General features: G+C 35.5%; 18 protein-coding genes and 1 other annotated feature. All 18 genes read left to right on the top strand.

What is annotated here, in order from left to right; genetic code table 11:
* Window positions 1-42: 42 nt before the first annotated feature.
* The gene (locus A9C19_RS11825; protein WP_083584359.1) at window positions 43-825 is read left to right on the top strand and encodes a cell division protein FtsQ/DivIB; all 783 of its coding nucleotides are present in this window, start codon (window positions 43-45) and stop codon (window positions 823-825) included.
* A 1-nt stretch (window position 826) separates the two neighbouring features.
* Window positions 827-1534, top strand: a complete 708-nt coding sequence (locus tag A9C19_RS11820; protein ID WP_072581859.1) for a DUF881 domain-containing protein — start codon at window positions 827-829, stop codon at window positions 1532-1534.
* 390 nt (window positions 1535-1924) lie between these two features.
* Window positions 1925-2650 (top strand): DUF881 domain-containing protein, encoded by a 726-nt coding sequence (locus A9C19_RS11815; RefSeq protein ID WP_072580136.1) that lies wholly within the window; start codon window positions 1925-1927, stop codon window positions 2648-2650.
* A gap of 1 nt (window position 2651) precedes the next feature.
* On the top strand, window positions 2652-3014 hold the full coding sequence (locus A9C19_RS11810; protein WP_072580135.1) for a small basic family protein: 363 nt from the start codon (window positions 2652-2654) through the stop codon (window positions 3012-3014).
* Window positions 3015-3184: 170 nt separating this feature from the next.
* A complete protein-coding gene (gene ftsA / locus A9C19_RS11805) occupies window positions 3185-4474 on the top strand; it encodes a cell division protein FtsA (protein ID WP_072580134.1) in 1290 nt (429 codons plus the stop codon).
* A gap of 44 nt (window positions 4475-4518) precedes the next feature.
* Window positions 4519-5676 (top strand): cell division protein FtsZ, encoded by a 1158-nt coding sequence (gene ftsZ, locus A9C19_RS11800; RefSeq protein WP_072580133.1) that lies wholly within the window; start codon window positions 4519-4521, stop codon window positions 5674-5676.
* Between the two features lie 476 nt (window positions 5677-6152).
* On the top strand, window positions 6153-7082 hold the full coding sequence (spoIIGA, locus tag A9C19_RS11795; protein ID WP_072580132.1) for a sigma-E processing peptidase SpoIIGA: 930 nt from the start codon (window positions 6153-6155) through the stop codon (window positions 7080-7082).
* 48 nt (window positions 7083-7130) lie between these two features.
* Complete coding sequence (gene sigE, locus A9C19_RS11790) at window positions 7131-7850, top strand: RNA polymerase sporulation sigma factor SigE (RefSeq protein WP_072580131.1); 720 nt, start codon at window positions 7131-7133, stop codon at window positions 7848-7850.
* Window positions 7851-7994: 144 nt separating this feature from the next.
* Window positions 7995-8774, top strand: a complete 780-nt coding sequence (sigG, locus tag A9C19_RS11785) for an RNA polymerase sporulation sigma factor SigG (RefSeq protein WP_072580130.1) — start codon at window positions 7995-7997, stop codon at window positions 8772-8774.
* 377 nt (window positions 8775-9151) lie between these two features.
* Window positions 9152-9406 carry a YlmC/YmxH family sporulation protein gene (locus A9C19_RS11780; protein WP_072580129.1) on the top strand — a complete coding sequence of 85 codons (255 nt, stop codon included), beginning with the start codon at window positions 9152-9154 and terminating at the stop codon, window positions 9404-9406.
* Window positions 9407-9496: 90 nt separating this feature from the next.
* Complete coding sequence (pgeF, locus tag A9C19_RS11775; protein ID WP_072580128.1) at window positions 9497-10324, top strand: peptidoglycan editing factor PgeF; 828 nt, start codon at window positions 9497-9499, stop codon at window positions 10322-10324.
* Window positions 10325-10327: 3 nt separating this feature from the next.
* Window positions 10328-11014 carry a YggS family pyridoxal phosphate-dependent enzyme gene (locus A9C19_RS11770; RefSeq protein ID WP_072580127.1) on the top strand — a complete coding sequence of 229 codons (687 nt, stop codon included), beginning with the start codon at window positions 10328-10330 and terminating at the stop codon, window positions 11012-11014.
* A 1-nt stretch (window position 11015) separates the two neighbouring features.
* Window positions 11016-11468 (top strand): cell division protein SepF, encoded by a 453-nt coding sequence (locus A9C19_RS11765; protein ID WP_072580126.1) that lies wholly within the window; start codon window positions 11016-11018, stop codon window positions 11466-11468.
* Between the two features lie 5 nt (window positions 11469-11473).
* Window positions 11474-11737: a YggT family protein gene (locus A9C19_RS11760; RefSeq protein ID WP_072580125.1), complete on the top strand. Its 264-nt coding sequence runs from the start codon at window positions 11474-11476 to the stop codon at window positions 11735-11737.
* 75 nt (window positions 11738-11812) lie between these two features.
* Complete coding sequence (locus A9C19_RS11755) at window positions 11813-12589, top strand: YlmH family RNA-binding protein (protein WP_072580124.1); 777 nt, start codon at window positions 11813-11815, stop codon at window positions 12587-12589.
* Window positions 12590-12859: 270 nt separating this feature from the next.
* The gene (locus A9C19_RS11750; RefSeq protein ID WP_072580123.1) at window positions 12860-13366 is read left to right on the top strand and encodes a DivIVA domain-containing protein; all 507 of its coding nucleotides are present in this window, start codon (window positions 12860-12862) and stop codon (window positions 13364-13366) included.
* A gap of 225 nt (window positions 13367-13591) precedes the next feature.
* Window positions 13592-13821 (top strand) — a binding site (T-box leader).
* Between the two features lie 447 nt (window positions 13822-14268).
* Window positions 14269-17031, top strand: coding sequence for an isoleucine--tRNA ligase (gene ileS / locus A9C19_RS11745; RefSeq protein WP_072580122.1), 2763 nt, complete (start codon window positions 14269-14271; stop codon window positions 17029-17031).
* Between the two features lie 553 nt (window positions 17032-17584).
* Complete coding sequence (locus tag A9C19_RS11740; RefSeq protein WP_420835796.1) at window positions 17585-17947, top strand: TraR/DksA family transcriptional regulator; 363 nt, start codon at window positions 17585-17587, stop codon at window positions 17945-17947.
* Window positions 17948-18030: the final 83 nt, after the last annotated feature.

Here is an 18030-nt window from a genome sequence, read left to right as displayed (position 1 = left end):
CAAAGAAGAAGACCTAGTTTAATATGCTAGGATGAGGTGAAAATGGTGGAGAAAAAAGTTGTTTCGTTAGAAGACCGCATCCCAAAATTACAACAACAACGAAAACAGAAATCAAATCGAAGACTTATTTCTTTTTTATCAATCTTTTTTCTGCTAATATTACTTGTTATTTATTTTCAGTCCCCATTGAGTAAGGTTGCCTCTATCTCTGTAGAAGGAAATGAGCATGTTGATTCTAAAGAAATCATTGAATTAAGTGGAATTACGACTTCTACAGGATTTTGGAATATTAACATATCTGAAGTTGAAAAGAATCTAAGCAACCATTTGCAAATAAAACATGTGGAAATACAGAAGAAATTTCCAAATGAAGTCGTTCTAAATGTTGCTGAATATGCTAGCATTGCTTATATTGAAAAATCTAGCACTTATTATCCTATTTTGGAGAATGGACAAGCGTTAGAGGAGAAGAGTATTGCATTGCCTGCAGATGCTCCATTATTAGTCGATTGGAATAGTGAAGAGGATATAAAAGAATTGACAGCTGAACTATTAAAGCTTCCTCCTACAATACTTAATTCGATCTCGGAAATACATCATACTCCTGGTAAAACAGATCCTTGGTTAATTAAACTCTACATGAATGATGGATTTGAAGTTCATGCTTCTGTTAGAACCTTTGCTAAGAAAATGAAATCATATCCAAGTATTGTGAATGCGTTAGATGAAAATAGTAGAGGGGTCATTCATTTAGAGGTCGGCTCCTACTTTGAATCATATGAAGAAATGAAGAAGGAAGAGGAGTCTGCTAGTAATGAAGAGTAGAATGAAAGGCAGTTATGTCATTTTATCTCTTATCTTCTTGGTTTTAGGCTTTTTAATTTCATATTCTTTTCAATTAACAAGAGAGAAAGCAAAAGGTGAAACTCTTTCTCCAGAGCAATGGGACAAAGAATATCAAATTAGATCACAGCTCATAACAAAGGAAGAGATTAATCGCGATTTGCAAAAGGAATTGTTTGAAAAGCAAGAAAGAGTAGAAGAGATTGAAGCTTCATTGAAAGAAGAAAAACAAGTCTATTATAATTTAGTGGAAGATGTCGAAAAATACAGAATGTATGTTGGTGACGTTGCAGTAGAAGGGAAAGGAGTACAGGTGACTCTAGAGGATGCTTCTTATGTTCCTGACGGTGAAAACGTTAATAACTATATCGTTCATGAATCTCAGATTTTTAGTGTAATAAATGAGCTATACATTTCTGGTGCAGATGCAGTTTCTGTCAATGGTCAGAGACTTTCAAGACACTCTTATATTTATTGTAATGGTCCAGTTGTAACTGTTGATGGGAACCAATTCCCAGCACCCTTTGTTATATCTGCCATAGGAGATCCAAATGTCATGATACCAGCCTTAAATATTACAGGTGGTGTAATAGATCAGCTTACATATGACCATGTAGTTGTAGCTGTTGAGAAAAAAGATAAGATTGTAATGGAACCCTTATTGAACGAGCAAAAAGACTCGGCCTCCTAAGTTCGTAAAAGGATGGAGTGAAGGCCGATTAAGTCGACCACATAGTAGTTCTGCTCTTATGTAAAGTTTCTATTCATAAGAGCAGAACTACTTGTAGTTAGTTAAATCTACATGTTTAAAGTTGATTTTTTGCTCATTTTTGATTGGAGTAGAAGGTAAGAGACTTCTGGGGAAGAAGCGTGTCAAAGGGAGACCCTGCAGGCGGGTAGCTTACGATGAGGCTCCCGGCCTGCTCGCGGTAGTCGTATGTCTGTAACGAAAATCAACAACCAGTATAGAGCCAATCTTTAAGGTAACTTAATGAAGACATGACAAACTCATTCATAAAAAGGATAAATCTTTATACTCTAAAGGGTAATTTGATTAATATAAGATGGTTAGGTGGTTTTAATGAATAGAGGCTGGAAAAAGGGGCTGAGTTTTACGTTCCTTACAATGATATTTGGTATGATGCTAGCCGTTCAATTTCAGACAATTCAGGAGCCTATTGTAAGGGATACACGTGATATGTGGCAACTCAGGGAAGATTTAACAAAACAACAGCAGCTTCAAATAGAGCTTTTAAGTGAAATCCGAAAATATAATGCAATGATTAAAACGTATGAAAATGAGGAAAATCAGAACCCTGAAACAGCTTTAAAAGATAACCTGAATGTATTAAAAGAAGAAGCGGGTCTAACAGAAATTTCTGGTGAAGGATTAGTCATTACGATTGACCAATTATTCAGTGAAGACTTAATTGGTAAACCTCTTCAAAATGTCTCACCGGAGTTATTGAAAAGATTAATAAATGAGTTAAATTCTTATGGAGCGAAAGATATCGCTATAGCAGATAGAAGATTCATTAATTCATCCGTCATTAGAGATATTAATGGTCAAACCAAAATGGATAATTTTAGTTTAGATAAACTTCCTTTGAAAATTAAAGTTATTTCAGATAATGTTGAAAAGCTTTATAATCGAATGAGTGCATCTACTACAGATGAAGATTTTGCAATTGATAATTTAAGTTTGAATATATCTAAACCAATTGATCATATGATTATTCCTGCGTATGAAGATCCAATACGAGTGAAAAATATGAAAGCTGTTAAAGCGAATAAAGGAGGGGGATAAAATGTGGTTGCCTATATTAGGGTTACTTTTAGGGATATTTTTAGGTATTGTATCAGAACTGCGTATCCCTCCTGAATATTCAAACTACCTATCAATTGCCATACTTGCTGCCCTTGATACTCTACTGGGAGGAATAAGGGCACATTTGCAAGACATATACGATGAAATGGTCTTTGTATCTGGTTTTTTCTTTAACATCATACTAGCTGCAAGTTTAGCTTTTCTCGGGGTTCATCTTGGTGTAGACTTGTACTTAGTAGCAGTGTTTGCCTTTGGAGTTAGACTCTTTCAAAATATAGCTGTAATAAGAAGGATTTTAATCTCAAAATGGGCTCTTTCACGAGAAAAATTGAAAAAAAGTTGAATAAAATAGAGGGAATATCAATTATTTGACGAATAAACACTAGTGAAGGAAAAATCAAGGAAATATTAAAATAATATTTTGTTACAAATATGTAAAACTAGATTCATTGTCATGTTGTTCTTCAAAGAATAGAATAAGAAGAGTATCAATAGATGAGGAGGTGCCTTAGAATGAACAGCAATGAACTATTTGTAAGTCTTGACATCGGTACATCCAGTGTTAAAGTAATTATTGGTGAAATGGCAAATGATACTTTAAACATTATTGGTGTAGGTAATGTAAAATCAGAAGGATTACGTAAAGGGTCTATCGTCGATATAGATGCGACCGTTCATTCTATTAAGAAAGCTGTTGAACAAGCTGAAAGAATGGTTGGAATCTCGTTAAAAAGAGTGGTAGTTGGTGTTACTGGAAATCACGTGCACCTTCAAGACTGTCACGGAGTAGTAGCTGTATCAAGTGAAAATCGCGAAATTTCTAATGAAGACGTTAGACGTGTGATAGACGCTGCTCAGGTCATATCGATACCACCTGAACGAGAAATCATTGATGTAATACCAAGGCAATTTATAGTGGATGGACTAGACGAAATTAATGATCCGAGAGGAATGCTTGGGGTTCGTCTAGAAATGGAAGGTATTATTATTACTGGTTCAAAGACGATCTTACATAATTTATTACGATGTGTAGAGCGTGCAGGCCTAGAAATTACAGATATTTGCTTGCAACCATTGGCAGCAGGTTCTGTTGCACTATCAAAAGATGAGAAAAATCTAGGTGTCGCTCTAGTTGAAATTGGTGGTGGTTCTACAACTATTGCAGTTTTTGAACAAGACCACTTAGTCGCAACTTCTGTACTACCAGTTGGTGGCGAGCATATAACGAAGGATCTTTCAATAGGACTTCGCACAACGACAGAGGAAGCAGAAAGAATCAAACTAAAGCATGGACATGCTTTTTATGATCATGCCTCTGAGGATGAAATCTTTGAAGCGTCTGTTATAGGTTCTGATCAAAAGAGAACCTTTAACCAATTAGAAGTTGCTGATATTATAGAAGCTAGAATGGAAGAAATCTACGAGCTTATTTTACATGAGTTAAGGAGACTTGGAGTTCAAGACTTACCAGGAGGGTTAGTTTTAACAGGTGGTACGGTTAAAATGCCTGGGGTACTTGAATTAGGACAGGCAATCCTTCAAAATAGTGTAAGAATAGCAAGCCCAGATTATATTGGTGTGAGAGAACCACAATATATGACTGGCGTTGGGTTAATTCAATTCGCACATAAAAATGCTAAAATTCAAGGTAGAAAAATTGGTTCGAATGTACAAGTAGATGCTATTGAGGTTGCAGCAACTTACGAACAACCAACACAACAGCAAAGAACTAAACCTCAAAAACAACAAGAGGAAAATAAAGTGAATAAAGTGAAGAAGTTTTTTGGTTACTTCTTTGAATAGTAGACATCAATTAGAATTGATTTGATGGATTAGGAGGATTTCGCATGTTGGAGTTTGAAACAAATATTGACGGCTTAGCTACCATCAAGGTTATTGGAGTAGGTGGCGGTGGTAATAACGCCGTTAATCGAATGATAGAGCACGGAGTTCAAGGTGTAGAATTTATTGCAGTGAATACAGATGCACAAGCTTTGAACTTATCAAAAGCAGAAGTGAAAATGCAAATTGGTTCTAAGCTAACAAGAGGATTAGGTGCAGGCGCTAACCCAGAGGTTGGTAAAAAAGCTGCCGAAGAAAGCAGAGAACAAATCGAGGAAGCTCTTAGAGGTGCTGATATGGTGTTTGTTACCGCTGGAATGGGTGGTGGAACAGGTACTGGAGCTGCACCTGTTATTGCACAAATAGCAAAAGATTTAGGAGCTTTAACAGTAGGTGTTGTGACAAGACCGTTTACATTTGAAGGAAGAAAGCGTCAAATGCAGGCAGCGGGCGGAATAAGTGCAATGAAGGATTCTGTCGATACGCTTATTGTTATTCCAAACGATCGTTTGCTTGAAATTGTCGATAAGAATACACCAATGCTTGAAGCATTTAGAGAAGCTGATAATGTGTTACGACAAGGTGTTCAAGGTATTTCTGACTTAATCGCTACTCCTGGTTTAATTAACCTTGACTTTGCAGATGTTAAAACAATTATGTCCAATAAAGGTTCTGCTTTGATGGGTATTGGTGTAGCAACAGGAGAAAGTCGTGCTTCTGAAGCTGCTAAAAAAGCTATCTCAAGTCCATTGTTAGAAAAATCAATTGATGGTGCTCAAGGTGTTCTAATGAACATTACGGGTGGTATGAATTTAAGTCTATATGAAGTACAAGAAGCGGCAGATATTGTAGCTTCTGCATCAGATCAAGAAGTAAACATGATCTTTGGTTCTGTTATTAATGAAAATTTGAAAGATGAGATTATTGTTACGGTGATTGCAACTGGTTTTGCTGAACAGGAAACAAACCCACTTAAGCAACAGCCTTCACGCCAATTTAATTCTGGAAGCACGATGACTAAGCCTGCACAAAAGCGTGAACCAAAACGTGAGGAAACAACACATGAAGCTCCATCACGTGGAAATGTTCAACAAACACAACAACAAGCAGATGATACATTAGATATTCCTACATTTTTAAGAAACCGTAATAAGCGTAGATAATATGAAAGCACAAGGTGCACCTTTAATGAAAGGTGTAGCTTGTGCTTTTATTTTTGATAAGAAAACGATAATAAAAAGCAATTGTGTATAAGTAGTTTGTTAGTTAACTTTAATCACTAAATAAAATGGAGGTTTCTATGATTTTCAAAAGAGACTCCTAACTTACTTTAGGTAAAATAGCTACAAAATATGATAATCAGAGCTTTAAGTCTAGGTAATATCAAAGGGGACTAATTTTGATCTGCAATCTCATTCTTGCTTACTTCGATTTTTTCAATTCATAAAGAACCAACTTCTTTCTAATCCTCATGGTAACTCGACAAAATTTCTAATAATCTTGCAAAAATACTTCTTCCTTATCGGCAGTAACTGACAGACTTCCTCTTCATTTGGTTTTATACTAATTTCTAACAGGTCCTAAACGAGGTGATAGTAACGATAAAGGACGCATTTTACATATGGGGAAGGAGTAGCAAATGTCTATTTATTTAGACGTTATTTGGTTCTTAAACTTTTCCTTTGATCTATTTCTATTACTTTTAACATCAATTGCCTTAAAGAGAAAAAAAATGAAAGTTAGGCTTGTAGTAGCTGCCTTTATTGGTTCAAGTGTTGTTCTATTCATGTTTTCTCCGTATAGCGTCATTGCTACAAATCCAATTGGGAAAATGGTTATTTCTATCTTAATGGTCATCGTTGCATTTGGCTTTAAGAAATTCAGTTATTTCTTTCAGAATGTATTGGCCTTTTATTTTGTTACTTTTATGGTCGGCGGTGGAATGATTGGTACTCACTTTTTCTTTCAATCAGAGACCAATTACCTTGATGGAATCTTTTTAACGAATTCAACTGGCTTTGGACACCCTGTAAGTTGGTTATTCATATTAATTGGATTTCCTACAATTTGGCTATTTTCAAAAAAGCAAATTGAAGGTGTGGAATCGAAAAAAATTCATCATGATCAGATTGTGTCCGTTTCAATACGCATTGAACAGACGCAATTTACGCTCAAAGGATTAATAGATAGTGGTAATCAATTGGTGGACCCTATTTCAAGAAGTCCTGTTATGATCATTGATATATTTAAGGTGAAAGAATATATACCAGAGCAGCTACTAAAACAAGCACTCCAGGATGATGTAATGAAGTCAATTAGTGAAGATGATCAAGGTCATGAATGGGAACATCGAGTAAGAATTATTCCCTATAGAGTGGTAGGAAAAGAACATCAATTTCTACTAGGTCTTAAACCTGACGAGGTAACCATTGAAATGAATAATGAAACCTTTCATGTTCAAAAGACCATTGTAGGATTAAATCGAACTCAATTGTCTTCAGAGGATGAATATGAGTGTATTGTTCATCCGAAAATGCTTCAGGGTCAGTCGGTGCAAAATGTATCATAACTTACTTCTATCTTACTCACAATCTTATATTTTAGAAGGGGGAGGAACATGAAAAAATTAAAATTACATCTAACGTATTTGTGGTATAAGCTATTAATTAAATTAGGGATTAAATCAGACGAGGTTTATTATATTGGTGGTAGTGAAGCTCTTCCACCACCTCTCTCAAAAGATGAAGAAGAGGTACTTTTGCAAAAACTTCCTTCAGGGGACCAAGCAGCACGTTCGATCTTAATCGAACGAAATCTTCGTCTAGTCGTATATATTGCAAGAAAATTTGAAAATACAGGGATAAATATTGAAGATCTTATTAGTATTGGCACCATAGGATTAATCAAAGCTGTAAACACATTTAACCCTGAAAAAAAGATAAAACTAGCTACTTACGCATCTAGGTGTATTGAAAATGAAATTTTAATGTACTTGAGAAGAAATAACAAGCTAAGATCAGAGGTTTCGTTTGATGAACCATTAAATATAGATTGGGATGGGAATGAGCTGCTATTATCTGATGTACTAGGTACTGAGGATGATATTATTACAAAAGATTTAGAAGCGAACGTTGATCGCAAATTATTGTTAAAGGCACTTCATCAATTAAACGATCGTGAGAAACAAATTATGGAACTGCGTTTTGGTTTACAGGGTGGAGAGGAAAAAACGCAAAAAGATGTTGCAGATATGTTAGGGATCTCTCAATCCTATATTTCACGACTTGAAAAAAGAATTATTAAAAGATTACAAAAAGAATTTAATAAAATGGTCTAAAAAAATTTTTTTAACTGGAAATAGCCTATTCTATCAATTATTGATGAAGAATCTTTCCGTTTTTGGATAAATAGCTTGTGCATATTTTTTCCACTCCAGGAGATACTTAACACTGTACAGCAACTCCTGTTAGGAGGGAAAGATGTGACAAGAAATAAAGTTGAAATTTGTGGAGTAGATACCTCAAAACTTCCAGTGCTTAAAAATGATAAGATGAGAGAGCTTTTTAAGCAGATGCAAAACGGCGACATATCAGCAAGAGAAGAGCTGGTGAATGGCAACCTGAGATTGGTACTTAGTGTTATCCAGCGGTTTAACAACAGAGGAGAGTTTGTTGACGATTTGTTTCAAGTTGGCTGTATTGGATTAATGAAATCGATCGATAATTTCGACTTAGGCCAGAATGTCAAATTTTCAACATATGCTGTACCAATGATTATTGGTGAAATTAGACGTTATCTAAGAGATAATAACCCAATCCGTGTTTCACGCTCTCTTAGGGACATTGCTTACAAGGCCCTTCAAGTAAGAGAGCGTCTTATGAGTGAAACATCAAGAGAACCGACAGCAGAGGAAATCTCAAAAGAATTAGATGTACCTCATGAAGAAATCGTATTCGCTCTCGATGCCATTCAAGATCCAGTTTCTCTTTTCGAGCCGATTTATAATGACGGGGGAGACCCAATTTTTGTCATGGATCAATTAAGTGATGAAAAAAATCGTGATATTCAATGGATTGAGGAACTTGCATTAAAAGAAGGAATGAGAAGACTAAATAGCAGGGAGAAGCTAATTCTTAGAAAAAGGTTTTTTCAGGGTAAAACTCAGATGGAAGTTGCTGAAGAAATTGGTATCTCTCAAGCTCAAGTCTCTCGCTTAGAAAAAGCAGCAATTAAACAAATGAATAAAAATATTCAAAACTAAATGAATACGAGAGAGGTCTGACCAAACGTTCATACATAGGTCAGACCTTTTTTGTCTGGATTTTAATAAGGAAAGTTCTATTAAAAGAATTATTTGGTCTCTAACGAACATACATATAAGTATTCACATGTTTTGAGGTAATTTCCTTTTACATTAATTGCTGTAAAAGAAAATATGGTTAGGATCATTTATTTTTTAATAAGAAAGAGGGGAATTCCTAATTAGGGTTGTTATTGTATAGACTGTAGCTATTGAAAAATCACAGTGATGGATTTTTCCTGGGTGCAACTTTCTTTAAGAAAATAGTTTTAACAAAAGCACCTGTTACAAACATAAATGACTAAAAGTTAAATTTTCATCTATAGGAGGTTTTCTTAATGTATATTTCAGAGTTTCAAACGAAGGATATCGTTAACGTATCAGACGGTAAAAAAATGGGGAACATTAGTGATTTTGATATTAATGTCACGACGGGTAAAATTCAAGCCATTATTATAAGTGGTCAAGGAAAAATGTTAGGTTTTTTTGGGAAAGACGAGGAATTCGTCATTCCATGGCGAAATATAGTAAAAATAGGTGAAGATGTGATATTAGTTAGAATGAATAAGCAAATCGATAGTCAAGCGGAATAAATTGACTTTCATGCTAAACCTTGTGATGAAATTGTGGTAAAATAAAGTCGAGAGTGTAAAAGTATATGTCGAATAAAAGGATTGACTAACATGACAAGAGAACCATTCAAACAAGAAGAAGAATCTTTCCTTGCAATTCAAGAGTGGCCGGACCTAGTAAGTTATGTTACGATTGGCTTCACAACGAGGCAAGGCGGATACAGTGACGAAAACTTTTCAACGATGAATTTAGGTCTTCATGTTAAAGATGATACCGATACAGTCATTAAAAATAGAGAAAAAATCGCAAGCAGTACTCCCTTATCTTTATCTAATTGGGTATTTGCAGAGCAGACACACTCCAATCACATTAAGAAAGTTACTAACCAAGATACGGGAAAAGGTATTCACTCGTATGATAAAGGGGTATTGGATTGTGATGGATTGTATACAAATGAAAAAGGTATCATGTTATCATTGTGTTTTGCTGATTGTGTCCCACTATATTTCTTTTCAGCTGAAAAAAAATATATCGGGTTAGCGCATGCTGGCTGGCAGGGAACAGTTAAAAATATCAGTGGTGAAATGATAAAACAATGGCAGCTTGAAGGTATTGATCCTCAGACTGTTAAAGTAGCTATTGGTCCATCAATTGAAGCTTGTTGTTACGTGGTGGATGATCGTGTCATATCAGCTATTAATGAATTATCCTTACCGAGGAACCATATGTCGTATGAGATGATATCTCAAGGACAATACAAATTAGATTTAAAACAGCTTAACAAAAATCTACTTATTCGTGCTGGAGTGAAGGAGGAGAATATCCTCACTTCAAATTACTGTACGAGCTGCGATGCTGACAAATTTTTCTCTCATAGAAGAGATCATGGGAAAACAGGAAGAATGTTAAGCTTTATCGGCTTGGGATTGGAGGCTTAACAAATGAATGTGAAAGAGAATTTGCAAAAGATAAAAGAAACAATTAGAGCAACCTGTGCTAATTCAGGAAGAGATCTTAATGATATAAATATCATCGCTGTTACTAAGTATGTAAGTATTACACGCGCTAAAGCAGCCTTAGAAGCAGGGATCATTCATCTTGGTGAAAATAGAGATGATGGGCTTGTTAATAAGTACCATGAGCTTGGAGAAGGACCGACTTGGCATTTTATTGGCTCCTTACAAACAAGAAAAGTGAAAAATATTATCGATAAAGTCGATTATATTCACTCACTTGACAGGCTTTCACTTGCAAAGGAAATCGATAAAAGAGCTTCTCAGAAGGTGAAGTGTTTTGTTCAAGTCAATGTATCTGGTGAAAATTCAAAACATGGTCTTAACCCTGAAAACGTAGAAGACTTTATTGTACAACTTTCTGACTTACATAATATAGAAGTGGTCGGTCTTATGACGATGGCTCCTTTTACGGATGATCGATCACGCATCCGTGCTTGTTTTAAACAACTCAAGGAACTTCAATTAAAAGTACAAGCCCTTTCGTTAGAGAATGCTCCATGTAAAGAGCTTTCAATGGGAATGTCAAATGACTATGATATTGCCATCGAGGAGGGTGCTACATATATACGAGTGGGAACATCATTAGTTGGTAATGAAACAGGAGGTGTTTAAGATGTCGATTAAGAACCGTTTTAAAAGCTTTTTTGCTTTAGAGGATGAAGAATACGAATATATTGAAGCAGACGAACAACAGCCTGAATATGAACAAGAGCAGCCTCAGCAATTTCCTCAAAAACAGCAAACACAGCCACAAAAGCAAAATGTTGTGAGTTTGCAAAGTGTGCAAAAATCATCTAAAGTGGTATTAAGTGAACCAAGAGTATATGCTGAAGCGCAGGAAATAGCTGATCAATTGAAAAATCGTAAGGCTGTTGTTGTAAACTTGCAAAGTATTCAACGAGATCAGGCTAAACGAATAGTTGACTTCTTAAGTGGTACAGTCTACGCAATTGGTGGCGATATTCAAAGAATTGGAATGAATATTTTCCTATGTACCCCTGATAATGTGGATGTGTCGGGGTCTATTTCAGAGCTTGTTTCAGAAGAAGAACATCAAAGGTGGTAACATAAATGGGTGTATTATATGATGTGTTAAGTACATTACTTCGAATCTATTCTTATGCAATTATTATTTATATTTTGCTTTCTTGGTTCCCAGGCGCTAGAGAATCATCCTTTGGGGAGCTTTTAGGCAAAATCGTCGAACCATACTTAGAGCCTTTTAGAAAAATCATCCCTCCTTTAGGAATGATTGATATTTCACCGATTGTAGCTATCTTAACATTAAACTTTGCTCAGTTTGGTCTAGCTGCTCTTTTTAGAATATTAATGTAAGGGACAATATGTCCCTCTTTTTTATGCTATATTGTATTTTAATTACGATCTAAAGTCTTTTAGTGGAGTGTACATATGAGTCAAATTTATCAACATTTTCGTCAAGATGAGCGACATTTTATTGATCAAGTAATAGAATGGAAGGAGCTTGTCCTTTCGCAATATAGCCCAAAGCTTACTGATTTTTTAGACCCTCGTGAACAAGAAATAGTAGCGTCTGTAATAGGTGAAAATCTTGATGTGAAAGTTGCTTTTTTCGGTGGAATAGAAGAAACAGAGAGAAAACGAGCCTGCATCTATCCGGATTATTACGAACCAACAAACGAAGATTTCAATTTGAGCTTATTTGAGATAAGCTATGCAAGTAAATTTGTAACAATAGAGCACAGACATGTACTTGGCTCATTGATGGGCTTAGGCTTAAAGCGAGCAAAATTTGGAGATATCCTCTTCCGTGAAGAAGCAATTCAATTCATTTGTGCCAGTGAGATAGCTGACTTTATAAGTATGAATTTTCAGGAAATTGGGCGATCAAAGATACACGTTAAAGAGAAGCCTTTACATGAGATGATTGCACATAAGGAAGAGGTAGTTGAACAAATAACTACTGTTTCATCACTTAGATTGGACGTTGTAGCAGCAGCTATTTATAATCTTTCACGACAAAAAGTTCAACCTCTCGTACTAAATGAAGCCGTAAAAGTGAATTGGAAAGTAGTTGATTCGGTTTCTTTTGAATGTCGCGAAGGAGATACACTATCAGTAAGAGGCTATGGAAGAAGTAAATTAATTAGGATTGAAGGCAAAACAAAAAAAGATCGATTCAAAATCGTTATAGAAAAACAAAAGTGATCATTTTTACTTGGTAATTTCTTAACATTTGTTACGATTAAAATCTGAACAGTGAAAAGTGTGCAGCATTCACTTGAAGTCTAAAAAACAAGAAACAAACAAGTGAAAAAGTACAGAACGTGATTCTTCGAAAGTACAAATCTACACGAAAATAGTCAAAATAAAAAAGAAAATTTGAAGAATTAAAAGGATTTTCAACATAGCTGTCGAAATATGATTTATAATGTTGTCAAGGATTAACTATTTAACTACATATTGGAGGTGGCATCCATGCCTTTAACACCATTAGATATCCATAACAAGGAATTTAATAAAGGGTTTCGTGGATATGATGAAGATGAGGTAAATGAGTTTTTAGATCAGGTCATTAAAGATTATGAAATGATTATTCGTGAAAAGAAAGAACTAGAAGCTCGCGTTACGGAGATGACTGAAAAGTTAAGTCACTTTACGAATATTGAGGAGACTTTAAATAAATCTATTATCATTGCCCAAGAAGCTGGGGAAGATGTGAAGCGAAATGCTCAAAAAGAGTCTAAGCTCATTATTAAAGAAGCTGAAAAAAATGCCGATCGTATTATAAATGAGGCATTGTCGAAATCGAGAAAAATTGCTATGGAAATCGAAGAGCTTAAGAAGCAGTCTAAAGTCTTTAGAACTCGTTTCCAAATGCTAATTGAAGCACAGTTAGATCTTCTGAAAAATGATGATTGGGATCATCTTTTAGAGTATGAAGTTGAGCCTATCTTCGGTGAAGAAGAAGAAACAACAAACTGAACTTGACTTTCTCTTTTTCTATCGCATATAATACTGACACATAGAATGTTTTAAAAAATGGGCATTGTGAATGTTAGTGTTGATTCTAGCTCTTTGTTGACTGGAATGGAAGAGAAGACTCCTCCTTGAGAAGCGTGTCAAAGGGAGCCACCAAAACAGATAGCAAATGCTTATATCAGAAAATCGACATTTACGATTACCAACCATGCTAAAAATTAACTTGATAAATAGACGTTGAAAGGGACAGTACACCTAAATAAATCTTATTTAAGCGACCTGAGGATGGTGAAAGCTCAGGATAAGTGTTTAGGAGGAAAATCACCCTTGAGTTCCATGCCGAAATGATAGAGTAAGCACTGGCGATTTATTCACGTTACGAATACTGAAGTGGATTAATGAGTTGAAAAATTAATCTAATAGGGTGGTACCGCGAGATAAGCCTTCTCGTCCCTTGTGGGATGAGAAGGCTTTTTGTGTTTTCTGTCAAAATTCAGTTTTAGATCACCTTGCTCATATCGGTTTATTTTACTTTTTAAAATAGTGGTATTGTGAATGTTTACTGTTGATTTTTGCACATTGTTGATTCGAGTGGTAGGCAGGGGACTTCTGCGGGATAAGTGTTTCAGAAGGAGACACCCCTCAGACTCTTGAGCCGATTAGGCTCACAGACTATCCGCGGAAAGCGAATGCCTGTAACGGAAATCATTAAATTAGGGTAATAGAGCCAAATGAATGTAAAGACGTCTAAAAGATTTAAAACATTCTACTGATTTCTAATGGTTTGTTTTAAGGACCGTAAATATAGGCTTAAAATGGTGGTCTTGTTTACTAAATTACTTCTTAATTTGTTAACTAACTATGTAGAATTAAGCTACAAACTATAATAATGGAGGCGTAAGTATATGGATTATAAAGATACCTTATTAATGCCAAAAACAGAATTCCCTATGAGAGGTAATTTGCCTAATCGCGAGCCTTTAATGCAGGAAAAATGGGAAGAAATGAACATCTACGAAAAGGTACAAGACCGTACGAAGGGTCGTCCCCTTTTCATCCTTCATGATGGACCGCCATATGCAAATGGTGATATCCATATGGGGCATGCGTTAAATAAAATTTTAAAAGATTTTATCGTACGATATAAGTCAATGAGTGGATACTCAGCTCCTTATGTTCCTGGTTGGGATACACATGGTTTACCTATTGAAACAGCTTTAACAAAGAACAAAAAAGTAAAGCGTAAAGAAATGTCTGTAGCTGAGTTCCGTAAGCTATGTGAAGAATATGCTTGGGAGCAAATTAATGGTCAACGTGAACAGTTTAAGCGACTTGGTGTACGTGGAGATTGGGATAACCCGTATGTTACGTTAACACCAGCATATGAAGCGCAACAAATTAAAGTTTTTGGAGATATGGCGAAAAAAGGCTATATCTACAAGGGGTTAAAACCAGTATATTGGTCCCCGTCAAGTGAATCTGCTCTAGCAGAAGCTGAGATCGAATATGCAGATAAGCGTTCACCATCTATCTATGTTGCATTCCCTGTTAAAGATGGGAAAGGTGTATTAACGACAGATGAGAAGATTATTATCTGGACAACTACTCCTTGGACTATTCCAGCCAACTTAGGAATTTCTGTTCATCCAGAATTAGACTATAGTGTAGTCGTTGTAGATAGTGAGAAATTTGTTGTAGCGTCTGAATTAGTAGAAACGGTTGCAAGTACAATTGGATGGGAATCTTACTCAGTTGATCGCACAATCAAGGGATCGGAATTAGACCGAGTTGTAGCAAAGCATCCAATTTATGATCGAGATTCGCTTGTCATGCTTGGTGAGCATGTAACAAGTGATGGTGGTACAGGGTGTGTTCATACAGCTCCAGGGCATGGTGAGGATGACTTTATTGTAGGAAAGCAGTATGACCTTGATGTCTTATGTCCAGTAGATGAAAAAGGATATATGACAAAAGAAGCGGAAGGTTTCGAAGGTCTATTTTATGATGAAGCTAACAAACCAATTACTGAGAAGCTACAAGAAGTAGGAGCACTATTAAAGCTTCAATTTATCACACACTCTTATCCTCATGATTGGAGAACGAAAAAACCAACTATTTTCAGAGCTACTGCTCAATGGTTTGCATCCATTAAGGATTTCCGTGAAGACTTATTAAAAGCAGTTAATGAAACGAAATGGGTACCTGCATGGGGAGAAACAAGACTTTATAATATGGTTCGTGACCGCGGTGATTGGTGTATTTCTCGTCAACGTGCATGGGGAGTACCAATTCCAGTATTCTACGCAGAAAACGGTGAACCGATTATTACAGACGAAACGATTGACCATGTTTCAAATCTTTTCCGTGAGCATGGATCAAATATTTGGTTTGAGCAAGAGGCGAAAGATCTTTTACCAGAAGGATTTACGCACGAGGGTAGTCCTAATGGGAAATTTACAAAGGAAAATGACATCATGGATGTTTGGTTTGATTCAGGTTCTTCTCATCAAGCTGTGTTACTTGAAAGAGAAGATTTACAAAGACCAGCGGATTTATATTTAGAAGGATCTGATCAATATCGCGGCTGGTTCAATTCTTCGTTATCTACAGCAGTTGCAGTTACAGGGAAAGCACCGTATAAAGGGGTGTTAAGTCACGGATTTGCACTTGATGGAGACGGCCGTAAGATGAGTAAATCACTTGGTAATACAGTTTTACCTTCAAAAGTAATGAAGCAGTTAGGTGGAGATATCCTGCGCTTATGGGTAGCTTCAGTTGATTATCAAGCGGATGTACGTGTATCTGATGCGATTTTAAAACAAGTAGCAGAGGTTTATCGAAAAATCCGTAATACATTCCGTTTCTTATTAGGAAACTTAGCAGATTTTGATCCAGCTACCAATTCAATCGAGGTAGAAAATCTTCGTGATGTTGATCGTTATATGCTTGTAAAATTAAATAATTTAACAAAACGTGTAAAAGACTCATATGAGAATTATGAATTTGCTGGAATTTACCATGCTGTTCATAACTTCTGTACTATTGAACTAAGTTCATTCTATTTAGATTTTGCGAAAGATGTATTGTATATTGAAGCAAAAGATCATCATGAAAGACGCGCTATTCAAACTGTATTATATGAGACGTTACTAACGTTAGTTAAACTAGTAACACCAATTTTACCTCATACTGCTGACGAGGTTTGGGAGCATATTGATTCAGTATCAGAAGTAAGTGTTCAATTAGTAGATATGCCAGAAGTTAAAGAATACAAGCAAGCGCAAGAACTAGAAAGCAAGTGGGATGCTTTCATGTCTTTACGAGATGATGTATTGAAAGCATTAGAAGTTGCTCGTAATGAAAAAGTAATTGGTAAGTCATTAACAGCAAGCATTGCTTTGTATCCTAATAGTGAAGCAAGAGATTTACTTGAATCTGTTGAAGAAGACTTGAAGCAATTATTCATCGTATCTGGTTTCTCAATCGCAGGCGACTTTGATTCAGCTCCAGAAACAGCACAAACATTTGAAAATGTGAAAATCACTGTTACACAAGCAGAAGGAGAAACATGTGACCGTTGCTGGATCGTTACAACAGAAGTTGGGCAAGTAGAAGAACATCCATCACTTTGTCCACGTTGTGCATCAATTGTAAAAGAAAATTATTAAGAAGTACAACTTGGAAAAATAGCCGCGCATATTGCGTGGCTGTTTTTATGGATAAAAATATATATAAATTTTTATCTATATCGCTAAAAGTTTGTAAATTTGAGTGCTTTCTTTATCGATAAGATTGTTTTCGTAAAGAGAGTGGCATTTTTAAAAACTAATTGCAGAATTTTTCACTTTGAATTGAGAGCGTTCTCTTTATTTTTTGCTTACTAGGCTCCTTCGTGAAAATGATTCCTTATTTATTATTTACTTAAATTACATCAAAGCTTAACTAAAAAAGCTTTGTCAAAAGATGGATTGCATCATTTTAGTTAAGTGATGAAAAAATAATCCAAACAGTATATAGAGGGATATACAATCGGTTTCATAATAGGGATGTGCCCATTTTTCATTATCGAGGTTTGAATGAAGGTAACTGTGGGTAAAAAACTCTCATCACCATAAAAATAATGCATCCAATTCTTTCTAAGGAAAATTCTTTACAGGGTGAGTCAATAACATCAGGGAAAGACTAATCTTACATCATGAGAAGGATAAGGAGTTGTCCATCTTGAATAAATTTTCTGGGATCCGTTATGAATTACAAGTGATGAAGGAAGAACTAACAACTAGGCTTTTTAATCACAGTATGTTTGAAATGACGTATGATACTGAACAAGGTAAAAGTTACACCTTAATGCATCATATAAAAGAGGAACTTCAAGATGTCGAACGTGCCCTAATGAAAATTGATAAAGGTGTTTATGGATACTGTGAAGACACAGGGGAAGAAATACCTTTTGAAAAATTAAGGATACTCCCAACAGCTAGAACAAAATATGATTTCTATTTCCAAGAATTATACGAACGAAAAACTCTCCCTCAATATCAATACGACCATGAAGAAACATATATTACTGGCAGTGACTTTTAATACTTGTTTCCTTGTAGTTAGAATTCGTAAATGACTCGATGCATTTTAACGTCTTTTAAAATGCATCGAGTCATTTTGTTTTC

It is taken from the genome of Bacillus weihaiensis (assembly GCF_001889165.1).
GTDB classification, from domain to species: domain Bacteria; phylum Bacillota; class Bacilli; order Bacillales; family Bacillaceae; genus Metabacillus; species Metabacillus weihaiensis.
The sequence above is the reverse complement of the archived record's forward strand: the minus strand, read 5'-3'. Positions and strand labels throughout refer to the sequence as shown.

Excerpts from the sequence above, each read along its gene's own strand:
- ftsA (WP_072580134.1), top strand. The coding sequence starts at position 3,185 with ATGAACAGCAATGAACTATTTGTAAGTCTTGACATCGGTACATCCAGT.
- A9C19_RS11810 (WP_072580135.1), top strand. The coding sequence starts at position 2,652 with ATGTGGTTGCCTATATTAGGGTTACTTTTAGGGATATTTTTAGGTATT.
- ftsZ (WP_072580133.1), top strand. The coding sequence starts at position 4,519 with ATGTTGGAGTTTGAAACAAATATTGACGGCTTAGCTACCATCAAGGTT.
- sigE (WP_072580131.1), top strand. The coding sequence starts at position 7,131 with ATGAAAAAATTAAAATTACATCTAACGTATTTGTGGTATAAGCTATTA.
- A9C19_RS11765 (WP_072580126.1), top strand. The coding sequence starts at position 11,016 with ATGTCGATTAAGAACCGTTTTAAAAGCTTTTTTGCTTTAGAGGATGAA.
- A9C19_RS11750 (WP_072580123.1), top strand. The coding sequence starts at position 12,860 with ATGCCTTTAACACCATTAGATATCCATAACAAGGAATTTAATAAAGGG.
- A9C19_RS11770 (WP_072580127.1), top strand. The coding sequence starts at position 10,328 with ATGAATGTGAAAGAGAATTTGCAAAAGATAAAAGAAACAATTAGAGCA.
- A9C19_RS11825 (WP_083584359.1), top strand. The coding sequence starts at position 43 with ATGGTGGAGAAAAAAGTTGTTTCGTTAGAAGACCGCATCCCAAAATTA.
- A9C19_RS11760 (WP_072580125.1), top strand. The coding sequence starts at position 11,474 with ATGGGTGTATTATATGATGTGTTAAGTACATTACTTCGAATCTATTCT.
- A9C19_RS11780 (WP_072580129.1), top strand. The coding sequence starts at position 9,152 with ATGTATATTTCAGAGTTTCAAACGAAGGATATCGTTAACGTATCAGAC.
- A9C19_RS11820 (WP_072581859.1), top strand. The coding sequence starts at position 827 with ATGAAAGGCAGTTATGTCATTTTATCTCTTATCTTCTTGGTTTTAGGC.
- pgeF (WP_072580128.1), top strand. The coding sequence starts at position 9,497 with ATGACAAGAGAACCATTCAAACAAGAAGAAGAATCTTTCCTTGCAATT.
- spoIIGA (WP_072580132.1), top strand. The coding sequence starts at position 6,153 with ATGTCTATTTATTTAGACGTTATTTGGTTCTTAAACTTTTCCTTTGAT.
- ileS (WP_072580122.1), top strand. The coding sequence starts at position 14,269 with ATGGATTATAAAGATACCTTATTAATGCCAAAAACAGAATTCCCTATG.
- A9C19_RS11815 (WP_072580136.1), top strand. The coding sequence starts at position 1,925 with ATGAATAGAGGCTGGAAAAAGGGGCTGAGTTTTACGTTCCTTACAATG.
- A9C19_RS11755 (WP_072580124.1), top strand. The coding sequence starts at position 11,813 with ATGAGTCAAATTTATCAACATTTTCGTCAAGATGAGCGACATTTTATT.